The sequence below is a fragment of the Streptococcus oralis ATCC 35037 genome (assembly GCF_900637025.1).
Lineage (GTDB): Bacteria > Bacillota > Bacilli > Lactobacillales > Streptococcaceae > Streptococcus > Streptococcus oralis.
Genome location: NZ_LR134336.1, coordinates 851,471 through 876,508, shown reverse-complemented (window position 1 = coordinate 876,508; position 25,038 = coordinate 851,471). Strand labels below are relative to the sequence as shown.

The 25,038-nt window shown below is 40.1% G+C and carries 25 protein-coding genes, 1 tRNA gene and 1 riboswitch; of the genes, 5 read left to right on the top strand and 21 right to left on the bottom strand.

The window, feature by feature from the left end; translation table 11 throughout:
• Positions 1–7: 7 nt before the first annotated feature.
• The 11 genes from EL140_RS04400 to EL140_RS04350 all read right to left on the bottom strand — a co-directional run bounded on the left by EL140_RS04400 (position 8) and on the right by EL140_RS04350 (position 9,805).
• The gene (locus EL140_RS04400; protein ID WP_000134978.1) at positions 8–757 is read right to left on the bottom strand and encodes a CPBP family intramembrane glutamic endopeptidase; all 750 of its coding nucleotides are present in this window, start codon (positions 755–757) and stop codon (positions 8–10) included.
• Between the two features lie 147 nt (positions 758–904).
• The gene (rlmD, locus tag EL140_RS04395; RefSeq protein ID WP_000914613.1) at positions 905–2,260 is read right to left on the bottom strand and encodes a 23S rRNA (uracil(1939)-C(5))-methyltransferase RlmD; all 1,356 of its coding nucleotides are present in this window, start codon (positions 2,258–2,260) and stop codon (positions 905–907) included.
• Positions 2,261–2,332: 72 nt separating this feature from the next.
• A complete protein-coding gene (locus EL140_RS04390; RefSeq protein ID WP_001227373.1) occupies positions 2,333–3,307 on the bottom strand; it encodes a DUF1002 domain-containing protein in 975 nt (324 codons plus the stop codon).
• A gap of 86 nt (positions 3,308–3,393) precedes the next feature.
• Complete coding sequence (locus tag EL140_RS04385; RefSeq protein ID WP_002874542.1) at positions 3,394–3,996, bottom strand: lysozyme family protein; 603 nt, start codon at positions 3,994–3,996, stop codon at positions 3,394–3,396.
• Positions 3,996–4,970, bottom strand: coding sequence for a nucleoid-associated protein (locus EL140_RS04380; protein ID WP_000356113.1), 975 nt, complete (start codon positions 4,968–4,970; stop codon positions 3,996–3,998). The genes EL140_RS04385 and EL140_RS04380 overlap by 1 nt, the downstream gene beginning before the upstream one ends.
• Before the next feature lie 7 nt (positions 4,971–4,977).
• A complete protein-coding gene (gene glyA / locus EL140_RS04375; protein ID WP_000575509.1) occupies positions 4,978–6,234 on the bottom strand; it encodes a serine hydroxymethyltransferase in 1,257 nt (418 codons plus the stop codon).
• A 49-nt stretch (positions 6,235–6,283) separates the two neighbouring features.
• Entirely contained in the window at positions 6,284–6,715 is a 432-nt protein-coding gene (locus EL140_RS04370; RefSeq protein WP_000945729.1) for a GNAT family N-acetyltransferase, read from the bottom strand.
• A gap of 1 nt (position 6,716) precedes the next feature.
• Positions 6,717–7,319: an L-threonylcarbamoyladenylate synthase gene (locus EL140_RS04365; protein ID WP_000969272.1), complete on the bottom strand. Its 603-nt coding sequence runs from the start codon at positions 7,317–7,319 to the stop codon at positions 6,717–6,719.
• Positions 7,303–8,139 (bottom strand): peptide chain release factor N(5)-glutamine methyltransferase, encoded by an 837-nt coding sequence (gene prmC, locus EL140_RS04360; RefSeq protein WP_000761885.1) that lies wholly within the window; start codon positions 8,137–8,139, stop codon positions 7,303–7,305. The genes EL140_RS04365 and prmC overlap by 17 nt, the downstream gene beginning before the upstream one ends.
• Complete coding sequence (prfA, locus tag EL140_RS04355) at positions 8,139–9,218, bottom strand: peptide chain release factor 1 (RefSeq protein ID WP_001028817.1); 1,080 nt, start codon at positions 9,216–9,218, stop codon at positions 8,139–8,141. Before prfA ends, prmC begins: the two co-directional genes overlap by 1 nt.
• Complete coding sequence (locus tag EL140_RS04350) at positions 9,215–9,805, bottom strand: thymidine kinase (protein ID WP_000068127.1); 591 nt, start codon at positions 9,803–9,805, stop codon at positions 9,215–9,217. The genes prfA and EL140_RS04350 overlap by 4 nt, the downstream gene beginning before the upstream one ends.
• A gap of 122 nt (positions 9,806–9,927) precedes the next feature.
• Here EL140_RS04350 and EL140_RS04345 point away from each other — a divergent pair, with 122 nt between their 5' ends.
• On the top strand, positions 9,928–10,110 hold the full coding sequence (locus EL140_RS04345; RefSeq protein ID WP_001117394.1) for a 4-oxalocrotonate tautomerase: 183 nt from the start codon (positions 9,928–9,930) through the stop codon (positions 10,108–10,110).
• A gap of 134 nt (positions 10,111–10,244) precedes the next feature.
• On the top strand, positions 10,245–11,618 hold the full coding sequence (gene mnmE / locus EL140_RS04340; protein WP_000632735.1) for a tRNA uridine-5-carboxymethylaminomethyl(34) synthesis GTPase MnmE: 1,374 nt from the start codon (positions 10,245–10,247) through the stop codon (positions 11,616–11,618).
• Positions 11,619–11,664: 46 nt separating this feature from the next.
• On the opposite strand, the gene dapA is transcribed toward mnmE, so the two are convergent.
• The 4 genes from dapA to EL140_RS04320 form a co-directional block, all read right to left on the bottom strand.
• Positions 11,665–12,600 carry a 4-hydroxy-tetrahydrodipicolinate synthase gene (dapA, locus tag EL140_RS04335; protein WP_000121601.1) on the bottom strand — a complete coding sequence of 312 codons (936 nt, stop codon included), beginning with the start codon at positions 12,598–12,600 and terminating at the stop codon, positions 11,665–11,667.
• A 56-nt stretch (positions 12,601–12,656) separates the two neighbouring features.
• Positions 12,657–13,733: an aspartate-semialdehyde dehydrogenase gene (locus EL140_RS04330; RefSeq protein ID WP_000542496.1), complete on the bottom strand. Its 1,077-nt coding sequence runs from the start codon at positions 13,731–13,733 to the stop codon at positions 12,657–12,659.
• A 389-nt stretch (positions 13,734–14,122) separates the two neighbouring features.
• Positions 14,123–14,195 (bottom strand) — tRNA-Thr (locus EL140_RS04325).
• Between the two features lie 105 nt (positions 14,196–14,300).
• Entirely contained in the window at positions 14,301–14,813 is a 513-nt protein-coding gene (locus EL140_RS04320; protein WP_000737303.1) for a QueT transporter family protein, read from the bottom strand.
• A riboswitch (PreQ1 riboswitch) is annotated at positions 14,811–14,907 on the bottom strand. It overlaps the preceding gene by 3 nt.
• A gap of 28 nt (positions 14,908–14,935) precedes the next feature.
• On the opposite strand from EL140_RS04320, the gene EL140_RS04315 reads away from it, so the two are divergent.
• The gene (locus EL140_RS04315) at positions 14,936–15,373 is read left to right on the top strand and encodes a GtrA family protein (protein WP_002874529.1); all 438 of its coding nucleotides are present in this window, start codon (positions 14,936–14,938) and stop codon (positions 15,371–15,373) included.
• A gap of 79 nt (positions 15,374–15,452) precedes the next feature.
• On the top strand, positions 15,453–15,833 hold the full coding sequence (gene mscL, locus EL140_RS04310) for a large conductance mechanosensitive channel protein MscL (RefSeq protein ID WP_000910206.1): 381 nt from the start codon (positions 15,453–15,455) through the stop codon (positions 15,831–15,833).
• A gap of 41 nt (positions 15,834–15,874) precedes the next feature.
• On the opposite strand, the gene hemH is transcribed toward mscL, so the two are convergent.
• From hemH to pitA, 6 genes are all read right to left on the bottom strand, one after another.
• Complete coding sequence (gene hemH, locus EL140_RS04305; RefSeq protein ID WP_000709219.1) at positions 15,875–16,969, bottom strand: ferrochelatase; 1,095 nt, start codon at positions 16,967–16,969, stop codon at positions 15,875–15,877.
• Between the two features lie 77 nt (positions 16,970–17,046).
• On the bottom strand, positions 17,047–17,919 hold the full coding sequence (gene srtB / locus EL140_RS04300) for a PI-2 pilus system class B sortase SrtG2 (protein ID WP_000858435.1): 873 nt from the start codon (positions 17,917–17,919) through the stop codon (positions 17,047–17,049).
• A 75-nt stretch (positions 17,920–17,994) separates the two neighbouring features.
• Entirely contained in the window at positions 17,995–18,996 is a 1,002-nt protein-coding gene (srtB, locus tag EL140_RS04295) for a PI-2 pilus system class B sortase SrtG1 (RefSeq protein ID WP_002874528.1), read from the bottom strand.
• 16 nt (positions 18,997–19,012) lie between these two features.
• Complete coding sequence (locus EL140_RS04290; RefSeq protein WP_000750686.1) at positions 19,013–20,233, bottom strand: DUF7601 domain-containing protein; 1,221 nt, start codon at positions 20,231–20,233, stop codon at positions 19,013–19,015.
• Between the two features lie 44 nt (positions 20,234–20,277).
• Entirely contained in the window at positions 20,278–20,829 is a 552-nt protein-coding gene (gene sipA / locus EL140_RS04285) for a PI-2 pilus system signal peptidase SipA (RefSeq protein ID WP_000924790.1), read from the bottom strand.
• On the bottom strand, positions 20,829–23,420 hold the full coding sequence (gene pitA, locus EL140_RS04280) for a PI-2 pilus tip adhesin PitA (RefSeq protein WP_001026096.1): 2,592 nt from the start codon (positions 23,418–23,420) through the stop codon (positions 20,829–20,831). Before pitA ends, sipA begins: the two co-directional genes overlap by 1 nt.
• 358 nt (positions 23,421–23,778) lie before the next feature.
• Between pitA and pepT the strand changes: the two genes are divergently transcribed.
• Positions 23,779–25,002, top strand: a complete 1,224-nt coding sequence (gene pepT, locus EL140_RS04275; RefSeq protein WP_000222028.1) for a peptidase T — start codon at positions 23,779–23,781, stop codon at positions 25,000–25,002.
• Positions 25,003–25,038: the final 36 nt, after the last annotated feature.

The following is a 25,038-nucleotide window of genomic DNA, read 5'->3' as shown; positions in this document are numbered from 1 at the left end:
TCCTTTTCTAAAATTTAAAATCCTTTTCTTTACTAATTCTATTACTTGCCAATATTGTATAAATTAAATAACCAATAAAAATTATAATAAAAATAGCATTAATTTTTAACACAAAATAGAGATTTAACAAATTTGCGAACGCATGAAATAATAAACAGTAACCGACAGATTTCGTTTGACGGTAAAGAAGTCCTAAAACAAAACTTAAAAATAACGTATGTATAAAAAATAAAATAAAAGGAAATCCTTGATGACTTTCTCCAACTATAAACCATAAAGGCAGATGCCAAATTCCCCAGATTGAACCTACAATCAAATTAGATTGCCAATAAGTATATTTTTTATCAAGTAATGGCTGTAGTATTCCTCTCCATCCTAATTCTTCATGTCCACCACCAAAAAAAATTAGTTGTATAAAGAATAATGGCATCAGATAAATTGATACTCCATTTAATTCTAAGGAAGATACAGAAAATAGTATCAAAATTGCTAACAAATGAATAATGAAATAAATACTACTATTTTTTCTTTTATTAAATATAAAATGTTTAAATTTTATATTATTCCTTTTCAAATAAAAGCCACTTGCAATAGCTGGACCAAGTGCACCTACTATATGTAACATTCTCCCTATAAATGTTTCTAATCCAAAAATATGAGATTGAGTAAAGATGGCAAGAAGCCCCCAAGCTATATAAGTAATTCCAAATGTAATATAAAGATAATTTTTTAAATTCCTTTTATCAATTTCTGTCATTTTATCTTCCTTATTTTGATTATTTTAAATGTAATATTTGTTACTGCTTCTTAGTTGCTCTCGATTATAACTACCTATATTCTATCACAAAAACACAAAAAAAGCCTTACAATCAAGGCTTTTCATTATTGATTCATACCAAGCTTTCTAGGCTTTTACAAGCAAAGCTACACACTCCACGTGGTGCGTTTGAGGAAATAGATCCACCGGCTGGATTTTCTTCAATTCATAGCCCAACTCTTGGTAGAGTTTGATATCACGCGCCATGGTTGCAACATTGCAGGAGATATAGGCAATGCGGTCTGCTCCTGTTTGACTACCTGCCTTGATAAAGCTTTCTGTGAGGCCTTTTCTTGGTGGGTCGACTAGGATAGCGGTTGGTTGGATACCTTCCTTGAGCCAATTCTTCATAGCATTTTCAGCTGTATCACATACATAGTGGGCATTAGTGATGCCATTTATACTAGCATTTTTCTGGCTATTCTCCACGGCTTCTGGAATCACTTCAACACCGTAGACTTCCTTTACATGTTTCGCAACAGACAATCCAATCGTTCCAATTCCTGAGTAAGCATCAATCACCACATCATCTCCTTTTAACTCTGCAAAGTCAATGGCTGTTTGATAGAGTTTCTCAGCCATTTCTGTATTGACCTGATAGAAGGCTGGTCCAGATATTTGGAAGTCATTTCCCAACATTTGGTCGGTAATGTAGTCTTGACCATAAAGTGTTCGCCAGTCCTTACCGAAAATAGCATTGGTATTCTGGTCGTTGATATTTTGCACGACAGAGACAATCTCTGGAAATTGCTTGATTAGTTGTTCGATCAATTGGTCAACACGGAAAACTTTCGGACGAGTGGTTACCAAAATGACCATGATTTGTCCTGAATAGTGCCCACGACGCACAACGAGGTTTCGAATCAAGCCAGACTGTTCCTTTTCATCATAAGGTTTCAAATCATAACGACGGAGCAAGTCGCGTAGGGCCACTACTACCTCATCAATCATAGGATCTTGGATAAAGAAATCTTCCAGTGGCATGAGATCATGCGAATTTTTACGGAAAAAACCTGTTTCCAAGACACCATTCACTCGACGAACGGGCACCTGTGCCTTATTTCGGTACTTGACTGGATGTTCCATACCCAGCGTTTCAGCGACCTCTACATCTCTAATGCCAGCAATTTTGTAGAGACTGTCTTTGACTTGCTTGGTTTTAAACTTGAGCTGTTCTGGGTAGGCAAGATGCCCCAAGTCAGCAATTCCTGAACGCAGGTAAGCCAAATCTAAATCTTGGTTACGATGAGGTGATTGAACAAGGTATTCTTCAACTTTCCCAAAGCCAATTTTTTTATTGACTTTAAGGACACGCATAAGAATTTTCTCAGTCGGAAGAGCATTCTCTACAAAAAAGACCAAGCCTTCTACCTTGGCAACTCCTGCCCCTTCATGGGTCAAATCAACAATTTCAACTTCTACAATATCATTTTTCTTTAACATATTCTTCACTTTCTATCGGTCTAAAAAAAGACGGCAACATTTCTGTTACCATCTATTATATCATGAAATGACCTAAGCACCAAAACTCTTGAAGAAGTTGACAATGGCTTGCCAAAGGGAGCTAAAGAAGTTGCCCCCGTCTTCCAGCGCTTTATTGGCATCAAAGTTGAGATTGATATTTTTAAAACTATCTCCAGCTTGGGAAACAATACTTTCCTTGAGGTCATTTAGGGTTTTAGTGAAATCAGCATTGTTCAAAATGTCACTCTTTGAAAGGTTGAGTGCAAAATTGATGATGATATTGACCTGGTTTCCTGTTATAACCTGATCGAGTTTGTAGTTTTTTAGTGTGTCTTCTACAATTTTGCGAACATCTTCTTCTGTCAGATTGCCTTTGGCTTCTTTTGCCTTTGCGATTCCTGCCTTGATATCTGCCAAAGCGACATTGAGTTTATTGGCATCGTAGCCTGACTTGTCCTTGTTTTCAGCATTGATATCTGATAAGGCTTTTAGCTCCTCTTGGGCCAAGTCTTTATTGGCTTGCGGTACTTTAGCACCATTGGCCTCTAACGAGTAGTAAATCCCTGCAAGGGCGCTCTCACCTGTAACTGGAATAGGAGCTGCAACTGTGATTTTGGCATGCTCCACTCCCAGCGTCACTGCTGCGTTACGGTACATATCCTGCGTCACCTTGGTGATATTTTCAGGCGTTTCAATCTTGACCTCTAGAGGCGACTTATCTCCTAGCTTTTGAATCTTAGCTGAAGAATAGAGCTGTAGACTAGCATCATTAGCCACATTCATAATTTTCGAATAGATATCAGGTGTCATAGTTTTGATATCTTTGGTGTCTTTTGATGCGTCATAGCCAAGTTTGCTAAGAGTTTGATTTTTCTGGTCTTCAGATAGAGAAGAACCTAGGACATATTCGGGTTGTACATAGGTTTCATCGATTACTTTTTGAACATCTGTTGCTGCGTGGACACTCGTCATAGCTGTTGCAGCCCACAATATTGCAGCACTTGTTAGAAAGAATTTCTTTCTCATGGGGTATTCCCTCCTTTACCTTTCTAGGGTAATAAAACAATCTTAAAGAAAACTTATAGTGAAAAACACCTGGTCAAACCAGATGTTTAGAAGAAATTAAAGAATTTCATGATATAGAGATTAAAGCGAACCTGTCTCGAGTAGTAATAATTTCCACCATTTTCATAGAGTTCGGCACCGTGAAAGATAGAAATAGGGTTAATATAGGTGTAGGTCTTCCCTGTAGTATTACCAAGGATTGGAGCGACCGTTTCTCGGGAGTAACGCTTGGCTAATGCCAGAGTATTTTCCTTGCCATTTTGAGCGATAAAGTCGATATAGGCAGGTCCAAAATTATAGGCTTGAACGGCGGTCCAGACATCTACTCCTTTGCTCTGTGCCAAATAGAGGTTATCTGTTAGTGTTTGTATCCCTTGGCGAATACTAGAGGCATCGTCATTGATGGTATTGGTAGCGCCACTAGCAGACTCACTAGACTGCATGACATCCCGCTCTTTTCCCTTCGTTTCGGTATAAATCATGGCGAGCACCAACTCTTCATTGGCTGGAGTATCTCTTTCGCTCAAGATTTCTCGAACCATGGGTTGGTAGGTCATGACTTGTTTAACATCCTGATGGATATGATAAGCTTTGTATCCTGCTAAAAGGAAGACTGCTAGCACAAGCACTCTTCTTATAAATTTAAACATTATTTACTTTGAATATCCTCGATATTTTTGATTAAGATAGAATAGGTGCCATTGTCATTTTGGATAAACTCGACCGATTCTGCGTCTTGGTAAACATTATTTGGAACGATGAGTTCAATTCCATTTGACAAGGAAAGTTTTTGATTTTCAAATTTCTTTAATTGGCGACTAGCATCAATTTCATCGAACTGGACTGGTTCTGGTACGGCTTCCTTGACTAGGTCGATAAAGCTCAAACGAGCTGTCAGATTGTTGTCAAAAAGGTCATTAGCCAATTTTTCAGGTGACAGTTCATTGTTTTCTTCCAGATTGTTAAAAATCGCTGATTTGACCTTAGATTGAAATTGAAAATCATCTGTGTTAAAAGTTTCAGCAATTCTCTGGGCCGTTTTTTCCAGTTCCTTGATGGATTTTTTTGGCGAAATCTTAGGTGCAACAGCTAGGAGATTGTCTGAAAAATAATTCAAGAAAGTCCCATTGTACTTGATTCGTTTTTCGATGAGATGGTACTTGCGACTTTGAAGATTGACCACCAAAGCCTCATCAGCCCCTGTTCCAAATCCAGGAAGGTTATTCTGAGTTAGCTTGATTGGGTTATCAACTTCTCCACCAAGGTGGGTCAAGGTCTCACGTAGAGCAATTCGCAAGAAAGCGAAATGTTCAACGCCTTCTTTAGAAAACTGAACAAAAACCAAGTCATTGGTCTTGAGATTTTCAGAAATGCTAAACTCCTCTTTCCAGAGATTAGCCAGTGTTACTGATGTCTCCAACAAATCATCTGTGATGTGATTGAAGAAGGGATTTTCTTCTTCGAAAATCCCAGTCTTGGCTTCATCTGAATACACGCGTTCAATTTTTTTGCGCAGGTATTCTTCGATTTTTGGAGTGATATTGAGAAATTTATCCGCTAGAAACAGCTCAGTATCATCTGGGCTGAACTGATGGATAATAGCTTTCTTAATATAAATGTCCATAAAAGTATTAGTCCTCGTATAGTGGGAAGGCATCTGTCAACGCTTTGACTTCACTTCTCACTTCTTCTAAGACAGCTTCATTTTCTGCATTCTTAAGGGTTTTAATGATGAGTTCAGCCACTTTACGGCTTTCTTCTTCACCAAATCCACGTGCAGTGATGGCTGCTGCTCCGATACGAATTCCACTTGTCTTGAATGGTGACAAGGTTTCGTATGGAATTGAGTTTTTATTTAGGGTAATATTGACTTCATCCAGCAAGTTTTGAGCAACTTTTCCGTTTTCTACAACCTTGGTTACATCCACTAGGAAGAGGTGATTTTCAGTACCACCAGAAATGATACGGAAATCAGGGTCTTGCAAGAAGACTTCAACCATAGCCTTGCTGTTTTTGATGACATTAGCAGCATATTCCTTGAAGGCTGGGTCCAAAACTTCTTTGAAGGAAACAGCCTTAGCAGCGACAACATGCTCCAAAGGACCACCTTGAATACCTGGGAAAATAGCTGAGTTGATTTTCTTAGCTAGATCTTCATCATTTGTCAAAATCAAGCCACCACGTGGTCCACGAAGGGTTTTGTGGGTCGTTGTTGTAGTGATATGAGCATATGGCACTGGGCTTGGGTGAAGACCGGTCGCAACCAAACCAGCGATATGGGCCATATCGACCATGAGCTTCGCCCCAACAGCATCTGCGATTTCACGGAATTTTGAAAAATCAATAATTTGAGAATAGGCTGAAGCACCTGCTACGATTAGTTTTGGTTTTACTTCTTGGGCTTGTTTCAAGATAGCATCAAAGTCCAAGAGTTCCGTTTCAGGATCAACACTGTAAGAAACAAAGTTGTAGGTTTGACCAGAGAAGCTAACTGGAGCTCCGTGGGTCAAGTGTCCACCTGCTGCCAAATCCATTCCCATTACAGTGTCACCAGGCTCAATCAAAGCCATATATGCTGCACAGTTGGCTTGGCTTCCTGAGTGAGGTTGGACATTGGCGAATTTAGCACCGAAAATTTCTTTTGCACGTTCAATAGCTAGAGTTTCTACCACGTCTACTACATCAGTTCCACCATAATAACGGCGTCCTGGGTAACCCTCGGCATATTTGTTTGTCAAGATAGACCCTTGAGCTGCCATAACAGCCTTGGAAACCACGTTTTCCGAAGCAATCAACTCGATATTGTTTTGTTGGCGTTCTTCTTCTTTGGCAATAGCATTCCAGAGATCAGCATCGTATGCTTTAAAATCGTCTTTATCAAAAATCATAGGTCTTCTCCTTTATAGTGTGACTGGTCCTTTAGTTTAAGAAATTATACTAAAAGATGCGAATAAACCGTTTCTGCACTTTATCACAAGTATAACCAACTTTTTCATAAAATGCATGAGCTCCCAGACGATGATCAGCAGAGTTTAAGCGGATAAACCCATAACCCCGTCTTTTTGCTTCTTGATCCAACCCTTGCAGTAAGCTTTTACCGATACCTCGTCCTTGTGCTTGAGGCGAAACTGCTAAGCCTAAAATATTAAATCCTGCTTTGGAATAGAGGGATTCATAAACTTCAGCATGGACATATCCAAGTAGGACATGGCTGACCTCATCCTCATAGCCAAGTAGGAAATGATGAGAATCCTGAGACAGTCTAGCTAGTTGACTAGCTGTGTCCTCTGAACTAAAAGAATAGCCCAAAGCCTCTTGGTTAATCTCACATATAGCATTCACATCTGTTTCTTGCAAATTTCTTAGCATCTCATTCCTCCTCAAAAGAAATCTCTGGCAACTGTGCAAGAATATCTTCTCGCTTAATCGCCCCCTGGCGTAAGATTTTCACCTTGTCTCCAGACAAATCCAAAATCGTCGAATCCTGTCCAGTTAGAAAAGCGTCGTCCTCCAGTCCCAAAACCTCTTGGTCAAAATCCTCTAGAATTTGAGCAAAGGTCACGCCACTCGCCTGACCCGAGATATTGGCAGACGGCCCAATCAAAGGACCTGTCTCTCGAATCAAATCAAGTGTAATGGGGTGACTCGGCATCCGAAATCCGACAGTTGCAAGACCAGAGTTGACCCAATAGGGAACTCGGTCATTGGCTTCGAGGATAATGGTCAAGGGACCCGGTAAAAAGGCCTCTACAAGCTTTTGTAGATAAGTTGGCTGATTCTTTGAAAAGTGCAAGATGTCCTCTAGAAAAGCGACATTAAGATTGAGTGCCTTATCTCTAGGACGACGTTTGAGTTTGTAAACATGGTCGACAGCTTTTTCGTCTAAGGCCTTAGCAAAGAGACCATAAACTGTCTCTGTAGGCAAAACAACAGCTCCGCCCTTTTCCAACTCTTGTCTAATCCTGTCCATCATCAACTACAACCATCCTATCTTGACCAAATTGGTCTTTGAGTGTTCGTACTCGTTTTTCAGGAAGATATTTCCTAAAAAGCGCAGGAACACTTTGACCTTGCTTGTATCCAATTTCAAGGTAAATCTTACCACCATCTGTGAGATAGTCTTTTGCATCTTCCGCAATTCTGCGATAAATAGCTAGGCCATCCTCATCTGCAAAGAGAGCTAGATGAGGTTCTGAATGCAAAACATTCAAACCAACCTCTGACTCATCTTCACGAGAGATATAGGGTGGATTGGATACAATTATATCATATTTTTCAGAAATTTCTGCAAAACAATCAGATTTTTTAAAAAATATATTAAGATTTTGATTTTTGGCATTCTCAGATGCAAGCTGCAAAGCCTCTTGTGAAATATCTGCTGCTGTCACTGACCAATCTGGTCTGTTTTTTGCTAGTGCGAGGGCTATGGCACCACTTCCAGTTCCAATATCTAGGACCTTAAGATTTTCCTCAGGATTTTCTGTGAGGATGAGTTCCACCAACTCTTCTGTCTCTGGACGAGGAATCAAAACCCGCTCATCTACTTTTAACTGCATTCCAAAAAATTCTGCGTGACCAATGATGTACTGCGCCGGTTTGTGAGCCACTAACTGCTGGTAAATTTCTTCTACAAAATTTTCTTCCTCTTTTGTCACTTCCTGCTGAAGAGCAAAGACAAAGTCCGTAAAAGAGAGATTTTTTAGGCTACGGTAGACAAAAGAGAGGCTTTCTGCTTCCTCTCCTTGTCTCATCAACTCTTCTTCAAAATCTGAAAATAATTGAGCTAATTTCATTATTTGTTTAATTCTTCTAATTTTTGTGTTTGGTCATAAAGAACCAAGGCATCCACAACTTCATCCAATTTACCAGACAAGATGGTATCTAGTTTTTGGAGGGTCAATCCAATACGGTGGTCTGTGACACGGTTTTGTGGGAAATTGTAAGTACGGATACGTTCTGAACGGTCACCAGTACCGATTGTCGACTTACGCTCAGCGTCTTGTTCATCTTGGGCAATCTGAGCAAAATGGTCAGCCACACGCGCACGAATAATCTTCATAGCCTTCTCACGGTTTTTCTGCTGGGTACGTTCTTCCTGCATCTCAACCTTGATATTGGTCGGCAAGTGAACAATACGAACGGCAGTCGCAACCTTGTTGACGTTCTGACCACCAGCACCAGATGCGTGGTAGATGTCAACACGAAGGTCTTTTGGATCAATATCGTACTCTACTTCTTCCACTTCAGGCATGATTAGAACTGTCGCTGTTGAGGTGTGGACACGGCCTTGGCTCTCTGTCACAGGGACACGTTGCACACGGTGGGCCCCAGATTCGTACTTAAGCTTAGAATATACAGATTGACCAGAAACCATAGCAACCACTTCCTTGAAACCACCGACACCATTCATAGAAGCTTCCATGACTTCAAAGCGCCAGCCTTGGGCTTCTGCATACTTTTGGTACATGGTTAGAAGGTCTCCAGCGAAGAGCGCTGCTTCATCTCCACCAGCTGCTCCACGGATTTCAAGGATGATGTTCTTGTCATCGTTTGGATCCTTTGGAAGGAGCAAGATTTTCAATTTTTCTTCATACTCTTCTTTTTCAGCCTTGGCATCTTTCAATTCTTGCTTGGCCATTTCTTCCAAGTCCACATCTCCGCCTGATTCCTTAATCATCTCTTCGGCATCAACGATGTTTTGAAGAACTTGTTTGTACTCACGGTAGGCTGTTACCGTATCACGAGTTGAAGCCTCTTCTTTTGAAAGCTCCATGAATCGCTTGGTGTCTGAAACGACATCAGGGTCACTGAGCAATTCTCCTAATTCTTCATAACGGTCTTCTACAGCTTGTAGTTGATCATAGATGTTCATTTTTCTTCATTCTCCTTATTGATTTCAGGCGCAAAATAATGTTTTCGGCAGACTGAGATATAGGTTTCATTTCCACCGATCTGAATTTGTTCGCCATCATAGACTGGCACACCATCCTGCGTACGCAACACCATAGTCGCCTTTTTCTTACAGTACTGACAAATGGTCTTGATTTCGTCAATCTTGTCTGCTAAGAGCAAGAGATATTTGGAACCTTCGAACAATTCATTGCGAAAGTCATTCTTCAAACCAAAAGCCATGACAGGTATGTCTAACTCATCGACAACACGAGCTAGGTCGTAAACATGGTGACGCTTGAGAAACTGGGCCTCATCGACCAACACACAGTAAGGTTTCTCAGGTAAGTCTCGGATATAGCCGAAGATATCCGTCGTTTCCTCAATCGCAATGGCTGGGCGTTTCATGCCGATTCGGCTCGACACATAGCCAACACCGTCACGCGTATCCAGAGCCGAAGTCATAATCACAACTCCCTTTCCTTGCTCCTCGTAGTTATAGGCCACCTTGAGAATCTCAATCGTCTTACCAGAGTTCATGGTCCCATAACGATAATACAACTGTGCCATGCTATTATTTCACGTCCATTTCTAAATTTTTGCTACATTCTAGTATATCATAATTTTCTGAAGCTTTAAACGGCAAAATGTGGTAAAATAGAAGAAATCAAAAACTAGTGGAGGAAGCTATTATGCCATTTGTACGCATCGATTTATTTGAAGGTCGCACGCTCGATCAAAAGAAAGCTCTTGCTAAGGAAGTAACGGAAGCTGTTGTCCGCAACACTGGAGCACCTCAATCAGCTGTTCATGTCATCATCAACGACATGCCAGAAGGAACTTACTTTCCTCAAGGGGAAATGCGCACCAAATAAACCAGCTTAAGCAGAATTGCTTAGGCTTTTTCAATCTCCAAGTAGCATCCATTGAAGAAATAGTCTAATTTTGTTACAATTTGAAGAGATGCTTGGATACCTATCCTAAGAAAAGAAATACAAAAGGAAATAGTATGATTACACGTGAATTTGATACCATCGCTGCTATCTCTACTCCACTAGGTGAAGGAGCCATTGGTATTGTCCGCCTGAGCGGAACAGATAGTTTTGCCATTGCGCAAAAGATTTTTAAAGGAAAAGACTTGAGCAAGGTTGCAAGCCATACCCTCAACTACGGTCACATTATTGACCCGCAGACAGGGAAGGTCATGGACGAAGTTATGGTTGGAGCTATGAAGTCTCCAAAGACCTTCACTCGTGAGGATATTATCGAGATTAACACTCACGGTGGGATTGCGGTGACCAATGAGATTCTCCAACTAGCTATCCGTGAAGGAGCTCGGTTAGCAGAACCTGGTGAATTTACCAAACGCGCCTTTCTAAACGGTCGCGTGGACTTGACACAGGCTGAGGCAGTGATGGACATCATCCGTGCTAAGACAGACAAGGCCATGAATATCGCAGTCAAACAATTGGACGGTTCTCTTTCTGACCTCATTAATAATACTCGCCAAGAAATCCTCAATACACTTGCCCAAGTTGAGGTCAATATCGACTATCCTGAGTATGACGATGTTGAGGAAGCCACTACTGCAGTCGTCCGTGAGAAAACTATGGAGTTTGAGCAATTGCTAACCAATCTCCTTAGAACAGCTCGTCGTGGTAAAATCCTTCGTGAGGGAATTTCCACTGCCATTATCGGCCGTCCCAATGTTGGGAAATCCAGTCTCCTCAACAATCTCCTTCGTGAAGACAAGGCTATTGTAACGGACATCGCTGGTACCACCCGTGATGTCATCGAAGAATACGTCAACATCAATGGGGTTCCTCTAAAATTGATTGATACAGCTGGTATCCGTGAAACAGATGACATCGTGGAACAAATCGGTGTCGAACGTTCTAGAAAAGCCCTCAAGGAAGCTGACTTGGTCCTGCTTGTCTTAAATGCTAGCGAACCTCTAACTGCCCAAGACCGACAACTTCTTGAAATTAGTCAAGATACTAATCGAATCATTCTCCTCAACAAAACTGACCTGCAAGAAGCTATTGAAACAGAGGAACTTCCAGAAGATATCATCCGCATTTCAGTCCTTAAAAATCGAAACATCGATAAGATTGAAGAACGCATTAACAACCTCTTCTTTGAAAATGCTGGTTTGGTCGAGCAAGATGCTACTTACTTGTCAAATGCCCGTCATATTTCCTTGATTGAAAAAGCAGTTGAAAGCCTACAAGCTGTTAATGAAGGGCTGGAACTGGGTATGCCAGTTGATCTTCTTCAAGTAGATTTGACTCGTACTTGGGAAATTCTCGGAGAAATCACTGGAGATGCCGCACCTGATGAACTCATCACCCAACTCTTTAGCCAATTCTGTTTAGGAAAATAAGAAAAATCCATGATCCTTCTTGCGGTCATGGATTTTATTGTCTTTATTAGTAATCTGGTCTTAAAACACCTGTTACAGTTGCCTTGGTCGCTTCGTAGTCGCCATCTACGACAACTTTGATAATGCGTTTAGCATCTTCTTCTGGTGCTGGAACTAGAGGTAATCGAGTTGGTCCAGCTTCAAATCCCATATAGTTCAAAACAGCCTTAACTGGAGCAGGACTTGGATAAGAGAAGAGGGCGTTGACCTTAGGAATGAATTTACGTTGAATAGCTGCTGCTTTCTTCATATCGCTTTCTGCAATGGCAGTGAGCATCTCGTGCATCTCATCTCCATTTGTATGGGAGGCAACAGAAATAACCCCATCCGCACCAAGATTCATAGCATGGAAAGCGTCTCCATCCTCACCAGTATAAATCAAAAATTCTTCTGGCTTGTGTTCAATCAAGTAAGCCATATTAGCCAAGCTAGTACATTCCTTAACACCGATGATATTTGGGTGGTCAGCCAAACGAAGCATGGTTTCTGGAGTCAATTCGACAACCACACGCCCTGGAATGTTATAGATGATAATCGGTAGGTCAGAAGCATCTGCAATCGCTTTAAAGTGCTGATACATGCCTTCTTGTGAAGGTTTGTTGTAGTAAGGTACGATTGCAAGCCCAGCAGCGAAACCGCCAAAGTCTGCGACTTCTTTGACAAACTCAATTGAGTCTCGGGTATCATTGGTACCTACACCCGCAATCAAAGGAACACGTCCATTAACAATCTTTTGTACAGCTGCAAAGAGTTCCAACTCTTCATCGTGAGTCAAAGTTGGACTCTCAGCAGTTGTTCCAGCTAGGAGAATGCCGTCTGTGTGATGGGCCAATAAATGCTCAATCAAGGCTGGAATGGCATCAAAGTTGATGGAACCATCCTCATGGAAAGGGGTAATAAAGGCTGTGATGATTTTACACTCTTTTAAATCTTGATAAGACATGAGAAACACCTCTCTATTTCAAAGAAGGAGTTCATCTGAACTCCTAAACGATATGACTATTTTAATTCAAATTTCAACTCAGCTGTTGGACGAACCAATCCACGTTCATGAAGCGTTTCTGCAATCTGAACTGAGTTCCAGGCAGCACCTTTGAGAAGGTTATCTGAAACAACCCACATGTGGATTCCTTTTTCTGCATCCAAGTCTTTACGGATACGACCAACAAAGGTATCACGTGAACCAACTGCATTGATGGCTTGTGGATAGATTTGATGAGCTACATCATCTTCAAGAACTGCACCTGGGAAGGCTGCGATAGCTGCTTTCACTTCTTCGATTGGGGCCACTTCTTTTGTTTCGATATAAACTGACTCAGAGTGAGCTGATAAGACTGGAATACGAACACATGTTGCAGACACTGCGATGCTGTCATCTTCCATGATTTTCTTCGTTTCCTTGGTCATCTTCATCTCTTCGTAAGTGTAATCATTGTCTGTGAAGACATCGATTTGCGGAAGAGCGTTAAAGGCGATAGGATAGTGTTTCTTGTCACCACCTGAAGGCAAGATTTCCGCATGCAAATCACGTGGATTCACACCATCATTCAAGACTTCACGAAGTTCACGTTGTGTTTCAAGAATAGCTCCCATACCTGCACCAGAGACTGCTTGGTAAGTTGAAACGATGATACGATCCAAGCCCCATGTTTGACGAACAGGCTCAAGAGCCACCATCATTTGGATTGTTGAACAGTTAGGGCAGGCAATGATTCCGTTGTGGGCATCAAGTGCATGAGCATTGACCTCTGGAACAACCAAAGGAACATCTGGATTTTGACGGAAATAAGATGTGTTATCTACTACTACTGCCCCAGCTTGAACTGCGTATGGTGCATACTTAGCTGATGTCGAACCACCTGCTGAGAAGAGTGCAATATCAACACCCTCAAAGGCTGTCTCAGTTGTTTCTTCAATCGTAATATCTTGGTCTTTAAATTTCAAAGTTTTGCCTGCTGAACGTGCAGAAGCAAGGTAACGAATTTTATCGATTGGAAGTGTTGATTCTTCCAACATTTTTATCATCTGAGCTCCGACAGCACCTGTCGCGCCGACTACAGCAACTGTATATCCCATAAATAACCTCTTTCGGAATTTTCTAAAAATTTCTATAATAGATGTATTATACTACTTTTTCCAGAAATTGAAAAGCATTTTTAGACTATATTTTCTGAAAACTAAAAATCCCTAGTCATTGACCAGGGACTAAGAGGCATCTTCATGTGATGAGCAGGTTCACACAACTCATCAAGGTCCGCTCCTGCGTTGTGACCTCCTTATGCTCAATAGCAGTCCGAAGACTGCCTATCGACTCATCGCATCTACTATTCTACTAGATAGAGTCACTTTTGTCAACAGCCAAAACTCTTTGCTTCATTTATACAGGTGCATAAGAAATATCTTTGAAAAATTTGGGGCAGACATAACAAAAACCCTTGTAAATAAGAGTTTTTGTATCTATTTAATGCTAATTGCCGGGATTGAACCGGCGACCTCATCCTTACCATGGATGCGCTCTGCCAACTGAGCTAAATCAGCTTACCTAAAAAGTATACTATAGTTCTATGTTCTTGTCAAGCGCTCTCTTTTAATTTTATGGAATGAAAAAAGCTAGATTTAGCAAGAATCTAGCTTATAAACTTCTTATTTTGTTAGATCGATTCGCTGTCCCAATTTACCAATCAAAATCGCTCCCACTATAAGTGATGCAAACTCACCAATTCCAGTAGAGAACCATGTGAAGAAGAAGGGAGCTTCTGTCAAGATATGGAGTTCAGCTGCAATGGTAATCATTGAAATGGAGAAGAGGATTGAAAAGAAGAAATGATCTTTTCGAATCAATCCGTTAAAGAGGTAATCTTTGCTGTATTTTGCAAAGAGCAATACCCCTAGACTAAGGAAAACTAGGGTAGAACCTCCACCGACAAAGACATCTATTAGGCCAAAACTACTAAATAAATTAGCAATCATACATCCAATTGTCACACCGATGATATATTTAGGGTTGTAAAAGGCCAAGAAATTCAACATTTCTGAAATACGGAACTGATACGCCCCAAAACTAAGAACATTGATTGGTGGCGTAATAGTCAAAACTACATAGATCGCAGCAACGATAGCGATGTCTGCCATGTCACGAACAGTTAATTTTTTCATGTTTTCTCCTTTAGCGGTTTCCCGCGTAAAATATGCTTGGTGAAAGAAGCTAAGCACCAAGGGTTGAGGTTATCAACCTTACCAGTATAGCACAATATATGACTTTATGCTATACTAAAATCATGAAAAATCAAATAAAAGCTTTCTTTGATAATGAAATCCTTGCCTATCTTTTTTTTGGTGGCGCTACTACTCTGGTTTCTATTGTATCACGTTTGGTTATTTACCATATCAGCCACCAGGAAATCCTCGCAACTGCCCTCGCAAATATTATCGGGATTCTCTTTGCCTTTCTCACAAATGATACAATCGTCTTTAAACAAGAGAGAAGGAATTGGCCAACCCGCCTGGCTAAGTTTTTCTTAGCTCGTCTTTCTACTCTTGGTCTTGACGTTCTTTTAACTTATATCTTTGTTACAACTTTCCCTGATATTATTGGCCAGTTTGTCGAATTTAATATAGATAGGGTTAATACGATTGAAACTATTCTAGCACAAATCTTGATCATCATTTTAAACTATATTTTCAGCAAAATCTATATTTTTAAAGGAAACAACTGACCACTTTGAGCGTTCAAGTTGCTTTTTGTCACAATTTAGGATATAATAAATTAGAAAATTAGGAAAGGAATTTATGAAAATGTTAAAGGATCTTAAAGAATTCTTGCTTCGTGGTAATGTCGTTGACCTCGCTGTCGGTGTGATCATTGCCTCTGCATTTGGTGCTATCGTTACTTCATTTGTTAACGATATCATCACTCCACTTCTATTGAACCCAGCTTTGGAAGCTGCGAAAGTACAAAACATCGCTGAGCTTGCATGGAATGGTGTTACATATGGTAAATTCTTGAGTGCTATTATCAACTTTCTCGTTGTAGGTACTGTGCTTTTCTTCGTTATTAAAGCTATGGAAAAAGCGCAAAACCTTCGTAAGAAAGAGGAAGTAGTTGAGGAAGCACCTGCTGCTCCAACTGAACTTGAAGTTCTTCAAGAAATCAAAGCTCTTCTTGAGAAAAAATAAAACAGATAAAGGATTTAGCTTAAAGCTAAATCCTTTTTTCTTTACTCTTTTGGTAACTTCCCAGCTTTTTCGAGCATTTTCTTAATCAAGTAAGGCATCTTCACATTTTCACGGCCTTTTTTCTCAATGAGCTTTTTGACAAATTCTGGCATCTGAAGGTCGTCTGTCTCCTCCATGATGTCCTTTGTAGTTGCCGAAGGCGCTAACTCATCGAAGGTTTCTTCTTCTGGGAGAAAAGCTTTAAATTCTTTGTCTTCATTGGCTCGTACAGTAGCAACTAAAGCGTCAATTAAACGGCTATCTGTATTGGGCATAGGTGGACGATGGTAGGTGACACCTAATTCTTGACACAACTCATAACATTCCACATCGTTATCAAACAAGACTTCGATGTGCTCACTGATAAAGCTAATCGGGACAAAAATATAATGCTCTGGATGTTGCTTTTGTTCTCGTAAATATTCTAAGACATCTGGCTTGATCCAAGGGATTCCAATATCGCTTTCGCTCTGCCAAGTATTGGTATACTGGTCGGCTGTTAGGCCGAGTTGTTCAGCAATGAGCTTGCTATTATCGAAAATCTGATCGATATAAGGATCTCCATAATCCAAGGCAAAAATGGGAACACTGTGAGCTGAAAAGATTACCTTGAAAGATTCTTCTCCCACATGGTTTCGTAAAATTTTTTCAATCTCATCTGTCCAGAAGTCCAGCAAAGGCTGTTGTTGATACCAGTCCTTAATGACTAAAAATCGGATCTGCTGGCTTTCCAAAAACTTTTCATACCCCATGACTGAGTAAAAGGAATAATGAGGTTCCAAAATCAAACAAATACATTCTTCAATACCATCAGACTCCATCTGCTTGATCACATCAGGGATAAAGGGCCGAGAAAACTTATTGGCAAAGTAGATACCGTACTCCTCGCCTAAACGTTCCTTGACTAAATCAACCTCCTCACGTGTAATCCGCTGCAAGGGCGTCCCACCGATAAGGACATAGTTGTCATAGAGAGTCTGAATCTCGTGGTCTTGGGGTCTAACACCACGACGAATATTTGTAAAAAATTCTGCTACTCCTTCAAAACTAATCTCCTCTGGAGATCCAAAGGTCATCATTAATATAGCTTTTTTCATGTTATCATCCTTATGATATTATTTTCACTATCTATTCTATCATGAAAGAAAAAAATAGTAAACGCTTCCGACGTCTACTATTTCTTTTGTTCTTTTGTCTTTCTATCTCGCCTTATGATTAGGATGATAACGACAAGGAGTAAAATAACGATAATCAGGAGAAGAAAGGCAAGGATATAAATCCAATGCGTTGGTAGGCCTTGATCGAAATACCGCGTCCCTACTGCTTCCCCACTTTTATCCTGGGCTGCTTTTACTGGTGCATCCGTTATTTTAGCTAAGAGGATATGCCGTCCGTTGGTAATATTAAGGAAACAGGTGCTTAATAAAACAATCTTGTCCGTTGAGGTCAAGGAAACATCTCGCTTGTACTTGGCTTTACTTAGCAAATATTGATAGTAGGCCTGGTGTTCCTCATCGTTGGAACTCAAAATTCGGTAAATCTCCGTGTCATAGGCATCTACTTCTAAAATTCCAAATATCTCAAGCCCTCGTTCACGGCCGTTATAATAGATAGAGCCATAACGATGCTTTTCAAAAAAATCTTGATCCGCAAATTTTTGAATCTCCCCAAACATAGCACCAGAAGCCATGGAGTGACCATAAATGATGGTGTTAAAGTCCGTAAAATTTGGGTTAAAACGATAGTCTAGGAATATAGAACCTGACACAGTATAATCGCCAAAGGCATTGCGGTCAAGGTATTTGACATTGTCCTGACTCTGTAAGAGAGGATAGTCTACCTTGGTCCCATCGAGGCTAATCCAACCACAAACATCCTTGTTGAGGTGTTGCAAGGTTTCAAAGCCCGTACTGCTGGCATCCTTTTCAATGGGATTATAATGATCGTAGTCGCTCGCAAGAGCTCTATCAGCTGTAAAAAGACAGAAAAAAGCTAGAAAGAGGGATAGAATGGCCTTTATGGCTTCGCGACTTGTACTTGTTTTCATATTTCCTTCTTTCTCCTTTCTAGCCTTGAAAATAAAAGAGCAAGAGAGGCTGTCCCTTTCTCTTTTATTGGTAGTTTAGTCAGTAATGGTATCTGCCCCTTCTTCCTTTGCTTCTCTTCTACGACGCAAGATCAAGTAGAGGATGATGAGCAAGAAGATCAATAGCAAGAGCAAGATAAATAAGATGATATACCATATCCACAAAGGAATCGATGAGAGAAATCGTCCGAGCGACGAATCATCAAAGACGCTGTAAGGAAATGGTTTTGATTTTTTCGTATGGAAGGTGTTCTTTGGAACCGTATCCGTAATCTTGGCAACTACGATATGTCTCCCATTTGTTACGTCTAGGAAACAGGTACTGAGAAGGATGATATGGTCATTTGGCCCCAGTGTAATGTCTCGTTTGTGAATGGCAACCGAGAGTAAGTGATCGATATATTCTTGGCGCCGATCATCTCCATTAATACCTGGATCATAGATGTTAAAGTCATAGGCGTCTACCTCGAGCATTTCAAAGATCTCAAGACCTTTTTCAACGCCATTATAGTAAATACTACCGTAGCGATGCTGGTCAAAGAATTCCTTATCAGAAAACTTTGCTACATCTCCAAACATAACCCCATTTTCTACATGGTGCCCGTAGATGATGGTATTAAAGTCTTCGAACTTGGATTCATTTCGAGCCTCAAGGAAAATAGCTCCTGTAGCTGCAAATTCTCCCTTGGAATCCTTGTTCAGGTATTTTTCATTGTCTTTGGCTTGGACTAAGGGATAGTCGATATTGGTGCCATAGACATTGATCCAACCGATAACCTCTGGATTGACTTGCTGTAGCTTGTGAAAGCCAGAAAAACTAGCAAGCTCATCCTTCTCAGTGGTACTCACTGGTCTATAGGCCTCATACTCACTTGATGAAGCCTGAGAATAAACCTGATTGGCATCCCAAAGGGCGTAGAAACCAAAGAGAAAGACTAAGGCTGTCAAGAGGAGCAAGATATGATTCATCAATGCATCTACAGCAAGGACCAGACGCCTAGACAAACTCCTTTTTGGTTTCTCACGCTTGATTTTCATCGGTCAAACCAGTTGCCTAAGCTTGTCTGCGTTTTTTAGACAAAACAACAAATCCAGCCAAACCAAGACCAATCATCAAGATGAAAGGAAGGTTGTCAATCAAGAGACCAGTAGGGGTAACGTCTGGTAAGCTATTTGTGATAGTGTTATCGTTTGGTTTTTCACCAATAAGGATACTATCTTGAGTGAAATTTGTAGAAACTGTACCAGCTTGATTTTTTGATGCTCCGTTCTCCTTATATGCAGCTGAAGCTGTGTAACCTTGAGATCCAGTTTCAACCAATTTATAACGAGTACCAGCAGGAATTGTGTCAAACACTAAAGATTGATCGTGACGTAGTGTTATAGTCGTTTCTTGACCATAGACAAATGTTTTTGAGGTTTCACCGATTTTACCAGTGATTGATTGTGAAGTTTCTGTAGATGCTTTTGTGAAAGTAAGCTTGAAAGTGAAATCTTTTGATTTATCTGCAGTAGCACCTGATACAACTTTTTTAATTACTAAAGATTTAGCATTTGGGTCAACTTTTGAAACATTTGGTTTATTAGGGTTTGGTTCATTTGGATCTGTAATTTTACCAGCATTTTTACGATAAATGTTAGTGAAAAGATCATATTTGTAAGTAGTTCCACTTTCAGATGGTTTTACTTTACCATTCACACTTGGGGATACTTGTTTAAAATACACAGAAGAAATATATGTTCCTCCTGTAGTTTTGTTCTTAACAATAACGTGCATTTCATAGTTGCGATTATCATATGTCATAAAATCAATAGGTGAACCATTTTTTTGAATAACTTTCCAACCAACATTTTGTTTTTCAGCAACAGTATAGACATATTCACCAGCATGTGTATAGTTCACTTCTCTAAAAATATCGCCGGTATCTTTCTTAATGTTAGTTTGGCCAGTTGCTAAAACGTCTGTTCCAGAATAAGATACATTTTTATCTGTAATTTGACCATTAGAAGAATCAATTGTTTCATAGGGTGCACCATTTGATGATGTACCAGTTTTAGGGGTGAAAGTAAATGTAAAAGTTGCTTCAGGTGTTGTAATTCCTTCAGCAATGTTCAACACCTTATTAATAGAAACTTTTGCACTTGTTTCACCAGTTGCTTTGGCAGTCGCCACATCATTATCATCCGCAAATGTTGGCACTCCTCTAAAGACCGACAAGGCGGTTACAGCTGCAATACTTGCAGTAACTAATTTTTTCAAAAATGTTTTTTTCATGATTATTCCTTTTATTTTTTAATTTCTTTTTTCATAAATTGTCATCAAAAGCCCCGTCGCCTTAGGACTGTTACCACCTTGCCATGGGTATCCTGTATAGGAATGGTTCCAAAAGCACGACTATCTACAGCCGTTGTTCGATTGTCTCCGAGGACAAAGAGTTGTCCTGCTGGGACTTTCATTGGGAAGGTAGCCCCTTCCTTATAGAGCAGCGTTTCTTTGTAGATATCCTGCTCTTGTTGAGGAGAACCGTTGATGATGAGACCATTTTCGTTTATATCGATCGTACTTCCTTCGGTTGCAATGACACGCGCCACTCTTTCCTTGCCCTTATAACTATAGACGAGCAGATCACCAATCGAATAACGTTTATCCAACCTATAGTAGACAACCAAGTCGCCATCTTTTAAGGCTGGCTTCATGCCATCGTCATTGTATCTCAATAGTCCAAAGACAAAAAAGTAAAGGGTGGCTAGTACAAACCCAACCATCAGAAGCTTACTGACTAAGTAGAGGATATCTCCCCATACACTCGGCGGAGACTTATCCCGATTGACTTGTGTTACTGTTTTCTTATGTTTCTTTTTAAGTAGCATTATTTTCTCCTATGTACCACTAGATAGCCGAGTAGGATTGTAAAGAAGATTCCTCCTAGAGGAAGGATTATTCCTAACATGAGTGTACTGCTGAGGAAGTCAACTCCGGTTTCAGGTACACTGTTCTTATTATTCGTGACTGTCGCGGACTTATCCCCATCCAGTTTGCCTTCTTGATTTTCATAAGATACCTGATATCCACGAGAAGAGTTTGTTTCCTCTTCTACGGTATAGTGACTATCAAGTGGAAGTCCATCAATTTTTATGGTTTGATCTTTGTTTAGATCAATAGACGCTCGACCATTCGTAAATTGCAGAGGGGTTCTTTTATTATTCACCGTTGCAGTATAGGTTCCATTCAATGGACTATTCTGAGCATCCCTGATGTTAATGGTAATCTTGAAGGATTTTAATAGGTTGGCAAATACACCCGTAACCTTTTTTGTAACGGATAAACTTGGAAGCTTGTGATTCGTGACAGTGCTTGTTTCGTCTTTATTCAGATCACCCTCTTGATTCTCATATGTAACGTGGTAACCATTCGTTGATGCCGCTTCTTCTTCAACCTTGTAATGGGTTCCTCGAGGAAGATAGCTTAGAATGCCTCTCCAACGCTTTCGTTTTTCGACACGGATCTCCGCTTCACCATTCACAACAGTTATCTCTCCGAAAGTTCCATTCAATGGCTTAGAATCAGGAGAGGTTAGTTTTACCTTAATCCTAAACTCCTTGTTCAAGTTATTTTCAGCTTCCAACACTTTCTTAATCGTCAGACTTGGCAATTGTTTATAGATTACCTTAAAGGATGGGTTAGATTCTGTACCAACATTTTTTATTTCTTTGGTAAAGGCTGGGACATCGGGTGCAATTAAATCGTATTGATATCCTTTGGCAACTTTTTCAAAGTTCCTCGTTTCATTAGATACGTTTTTACTAACATTCACATTTGTCTTTCGATAGTCTTGATTATCAGAACCTCCGTTCTTGTTCTTTTGAACCAGTTTCAGTTCAACATTACTCGGTTGATCAGCTGTAATAACAGTTCTCGCACCCGTCACACCTTGCCATTCAACTTCCACTGGTACCGTTAATGGATCTGAAGGCTTAAATGTTGGGTTGTCAGAGTATTCTTTGGTCTTGGTTTGAGAGTTGCCTATTCCATAGGAATAGGTGACACTAGCACCTTTATTGGAGTAGAGTTTATTGACATCAGAACCCTCAGCATCACCAGCCTCTAGTTTTTTATCACCAGCAATGGCATCCAGGGCTTCTTGACTAGATGTAACAGTGAATTTTAGGACATATCTAGCTCCATCTTCTAAGGAATAATTCGGAGAAAATTTTGCCGTAACTTCCACTAATCCTTCTGAGGTTGTTTTGGTATCAAAAGTTACTTGATTTTCAGTTAATATTTCACTGCTACCATCCTTTTCTTTCACTACACGAAACTCTGACGATCCGTTCGGTAATAGCTGGACATACTTAGAAAGAACATCCTTGATGGACACATGGTGGATTCCCAGTGGCAGAATCTTATCAGTGATATCTTTAAAACTGTCCCGTAACTGGTCTTCATCATTTGCAGAGAATATTTCATTTGGAATGGAGGCATTATGTTGCCTCATATAATATTGCAGACTGGTAATACTGTCGACATTGTTTGAATAACGAAATTTAATCGAATAGAAACCATCAAGTGTTGGAGCCAAGCTATATGATAGACTATTTAGATTATTATTTAATCTATCCCAAAACCACTGGGGAGCTGTTTCGATATTAGGATCTTCGTTATTGTAGTTATATATAGTGTAACCATTGGCATCGTAGACCATATTCGCAAAGCCATCTGAAAGCAAAATAACGACTTTCTTAGCATTAGATCTTGCACTTCCCATTAACTGGTTGGCCAAGGTTAATCCAGCCCCAATATTGGTCCCAGTACCAATCCCTGACTCAGTACCAATGGAATTACCTCCTGCAATACTCATGTTGTATACCGCTGTTTTAGCAGCACGAGCATTGTTACTCCATCCTAAAATCGTGTTAGCATCATCCCATGGTGAAACACCATCATAGTATTTTGTCATCCGTTCATAGGGCCAGTATGGTCTAAATAGTCTCCATTTATTTCCATCCCAATACTGATCAACCTTTTTATTGTCAATTTTCCCACCAAATCCTACCATAGATAAGCGGTTATTGGAATTGGATAGAATGGTATCAATTAAGCCCTTACGACCATTTGTTCCTCTTAGAGTATTTTTCAATGCGTCAATCCTACTGATCGTCCGTCCATCAAAAGATTGGACATCCTGATTCTGCATACTTCCTGAGAGGTCTGCTACTAAAACAACATCCAAGGGATCCGTTTGGGTCTCCGTTCCCAGTTTGGACGTGATATCCAATGACAACTCATACTTGTCATCCTGTCCTGATATCGGAGTAATTGTCTTGTGAAGAGTTGTCTGAGGTTCTGTAGTAGAATCTGCATTTAACAGACTTATCGGAGCACACAAAAAGAGAATAGCTAACAGTGTAACTAAACGGCGTGCAATAATTTGAACTTTCTTAAAATCGAAGCGAATGTTCATTTTATTCTCCTTAACTAGAATGTACTAATATTGTTACTATATCAATCTAGGACATTTACAAGATAATTGTACAATAAAGTTCACGCAGTGTCAATTAATATGATTAATTTTATATTATGTTAATTAATAAAAGAGTATGATTCTTCTTTGTCTTTCAAACTATTCTATGGTAAAATGAAAAAAGAATAAAAAAATCTCATAAAATATCAATGCATATATTTTATTCTAGAATATCCAAAATTTCATTTAAAAGTCTATTGAATTTGAATTATTATATTTTTTCAAAATTCATGAAATTTTCAGAATAAGGTTTTTTCCGAAGTTTGCATTCTATTTTATGATTGTTAAAGGAGTTTTTATGACTTATCCGAACCTTTTAGATCGTTTCTTGACCTACGTTAAGGTCAATACGCGTTCTGATGAACACTCTACTACTACTCCAAGTACGCAAAGCCAGGTAGATTTTGCGACCAATGTTCTTATTCCTGAAATGAAACGTGTCGGTCTGCAAAACGTCTACTACCTTCCAAATGGTTTTGCTATTGGTACCTTACCAGCTAATGATCCCAGCCTTACACGCAAGATTGGCTTCATCTCCCACATGGATACTGCTGATTTTAATGCTGAGGGAGTTAATCCGCAAGTCATTGAAAATTACGATGGTGGAGTTATCGACTTGGGTGATTCTGGATTTAAACTCGATCCTGCTGATTTCAAGAGCCTTGAGAAATATCCAGGCCAAACGCTTATCACAACTGATGGCACGACCTTGCTGGGTGCTGATGACAAGTCAGGGATTGCTGAAATTATGACTGCTATTGAATATCTGACTGCTCATCCCGAAATCAAACACTGTGAGATTCGAGTTGGTTTTGGACCAGATGAAGAAATCGGTGTTGGAGCTAACAAATTTGATGCTGAAGACTTTAACGTTGACTTTGCCTATACTGTTGATGGTGGTCCGCTAGGTGAGCTTCAGTATGAAACTTTCTCAGCAGCTGCTGCTGAGCTTCATTTCCAAGGGCGCAATGTTCACCCTGGTACTGCTAAAGGACAGATGGTCAATGCCCTTCAGCTAGCGATTGATTTTCATAATCAACTTCCAGAGAATGACCGACCTGAATTGACAGATGGTTATCAAGGTTTCTATCATCTTATGGATGTGTCAGGTAGTGTTGAGGAGGCGCGTGCAAGCTACATCATTCGAGATTTTGAAAAGGATTCCTTTGAAGCTCGTAAAGCAGCTATGCAAGCCATCGCTGACAAGATGAATCAAGAGCTTGGGAATAATCGCGTGACCTTAACTCTGACAGACCAGTACTACAATATGAAGGAAGTCATTGAGAAAGACATGACTCCTGTAACCATTGCCAAAGCCGTAATGGAGGATCTGGGAATCACGCCAATTATCGAACCAATTCGTGGTGGAACAGATGGGTCTAAGATTTCCTTTATGGGGATCCCAACTCCTAATATCTTTGCTGGTGGTGAAAACATGCATGGACGTTTTGAATACGTGAGTCTTCAGACCATGGAGCGTGCGGTGGATACCATCATTGGTATTGTAGCTTATAAAGACTAAAAAAGACGAGGTAGCTCAGCTACTTCGTCTTTCTTT

What these genes read in the sequence shown, in the direction of transcription:
- EL140_RS04345 (WP_001117394.1), top strand. Translation starts at nt 9,928, where the DNA reads ATGCCATTTGTACGCATCGATTTATTTGAAGGTCGCACGCTCGATCAA.
- srtB (WP_002874528.1), bottom strand. Translation starts at nt 18,996, where the DNA reads ATGAAAATCAAGCGTGAGAAACCAAAAAGGAGTTTGTCTAGGCGTCTG.
- hemH (WP_000709219.1), bottom strand. Translation starts at nt 16,969, where the DNA reads ATGAAAAAAGCTATATTAATGATGACCTTTGGATCTCCAGAGGAGATT.
- glyA (WP_000575509.1), bottom strand. Translation starts at nt 6,234, where the DNA reads ATGATTTTTGATAAAGACGATTTTAAAGCATACGATGCTGATCTCTGG.
- EL140_RS04350 (WP_000068127.1), bottom strand. Translation starts at nt 9,805, where the DNA reads ATGGCACAGTTGTATTATCGTTATGGGACCATGAACTCTGGTAAGACG.
- sipA (WP_000924790.1), bottom strand. Translation starts at nt 20,829, where the DNA reads ATGCTACTTAAAAAGAAACATAAGAAAACAGTAACACAAGTCAATCGG.
- mnmE (WP_000632735.1), top strand. Translation starts at nt 10,245, where the DNA reads ATGATTACACGTGAATTTGATACCATCGCTGCTATCTCTACTCCACTA.
- mscL (WP_000910206.1), top strand. Translation starts at nt 15,453, where the DNA reads ATGTTAAAGGATCTTAAAGAATTCTTGCTTCGTGGTAATGTCGTTGAC.
- pitA (WP_001026096.1), bottom strand. Translation starts at nt 23,420, where the DNA reads ATGAACATTCGCTTCGATTTTAAGAAAGTTCAAATTATTGCACGCCGT.
- EL140_RS04370 (WP_000945729.1), bottom strand. Translation starts at nt 6,715, where the DNA reads ATGCTAAGAAATTTGCAAGAAACAGATGTGAATGCTATATGTGAGATT.
- EL140_RS04390 (WP_001227373.1), bottom strand. Translation starts at nt 3,307, where the DNA reads ATGAGAAAGAAATTCTTTCTAACAAGTGCTGCAATATTGTGGGCTGCA.
- prfA (WP_001028817.1), bottom strand. Translation starts at nt 9,218, where the DNA reads ATGAACATCTATGATCAACTACAAGCTGTAGAAGACCGTTATGAAGAA.
- EL140_RS04320 (WP_000737303.1), bottom strand. Translation starts at nt 14,813, where the DNA reads ATGAAAAAATTAACTGTTCGTGACATGGCAGACATCGCTATCGTTGCT.
- EL140_RS04330 (WP_000542496.1), bottom strand. Translation starts at nt 13,733, where the DNA reads ATGGGATATACAGTTGCTGTAGTCGGCGCGACAGGTGCTGTCGGAGCT.
- EL140_RS04380 (WP_000356113.1), bottom strand. Translation starts at nt 4,970, where the DNA reads ATGGACATTTATATTAAGAAAGCTATTATCCATCAGTTCAGCCCAGAT.
- rlmD (WP_000914613.1), bottom strand. Translation starts at nt 2,260, where the DNA reads ATGTTAAAGAAAAATGATATTGTAGAAGTTGAAATTGTTGATTTGACC.
- prmC (WP_000761885.1), bottom strand. Translation starts at nt 8,139, where the DNA reads ATGAAATTAGCTCAATTATTTTCAGATTTTGAAGAAGAGTTGATGAGA.
- srtB (WP_000858435.1), bottom strand. Translation starts at nt 17,919, where the DNA reads ATGAAAACAAGTACAAGTCGCGAAGCCATAAAGGCCATTCTATCCCTC.
- EL140_RS04385 (WP_002874542.1), bottom strand. Translation starts at nt 3,996, where the DNA reads ATGTTTAAATTTATAAGAAGAGTGCTTGTGCTAGCAGTCTTCCTTTTA.
- pepT (WP_000222028.1), top strand. Translation starts at nt 23,779, where the DNA reads ATGACTTATCCGAACCTTTTAGATCGTTTCTTGACCTACGTTAAGGTC.
- EL140_RS04290 (WP_000750686.1), bottom strand. Translation starts at nt 20,233, where the DNA reads ATGAAAAAAACATTTTTGAAAAAATTAGTTACTGCAAGTATTGCAGCT.
- EL140_RS04315 (WP_002874529.1), top strand. Translation starts at nt 14,936, where the DNA reads ATGAAAAATCAAATAAAAGCTTTCTTTGATAATGAAATCCTTGCCTAT.
- EL140_RS04365 (WP_000969272.1), bottom strand. Translation starts at nt 7,319, where the DNA reads ATGATGGACAGGATTAGACAAGAGTTGGAAAAGGGCGGAGCTGTTGTT.
- dapA (WP_000121601.1), bottom strand. Translation starts at nt 12,600, where the DNA reads ATGTCTTATCAAGATTTAAAAGAGTGTAAAATCATCACAGCCTTTATT.
- EL140_RS04400 (WP_000134978.1), bottom strand. Translation starts at nt 757, where the DNA reads ATGACAGAAATTGATAAAAGGAATTTAAAAAATTATCTTTATATTACA.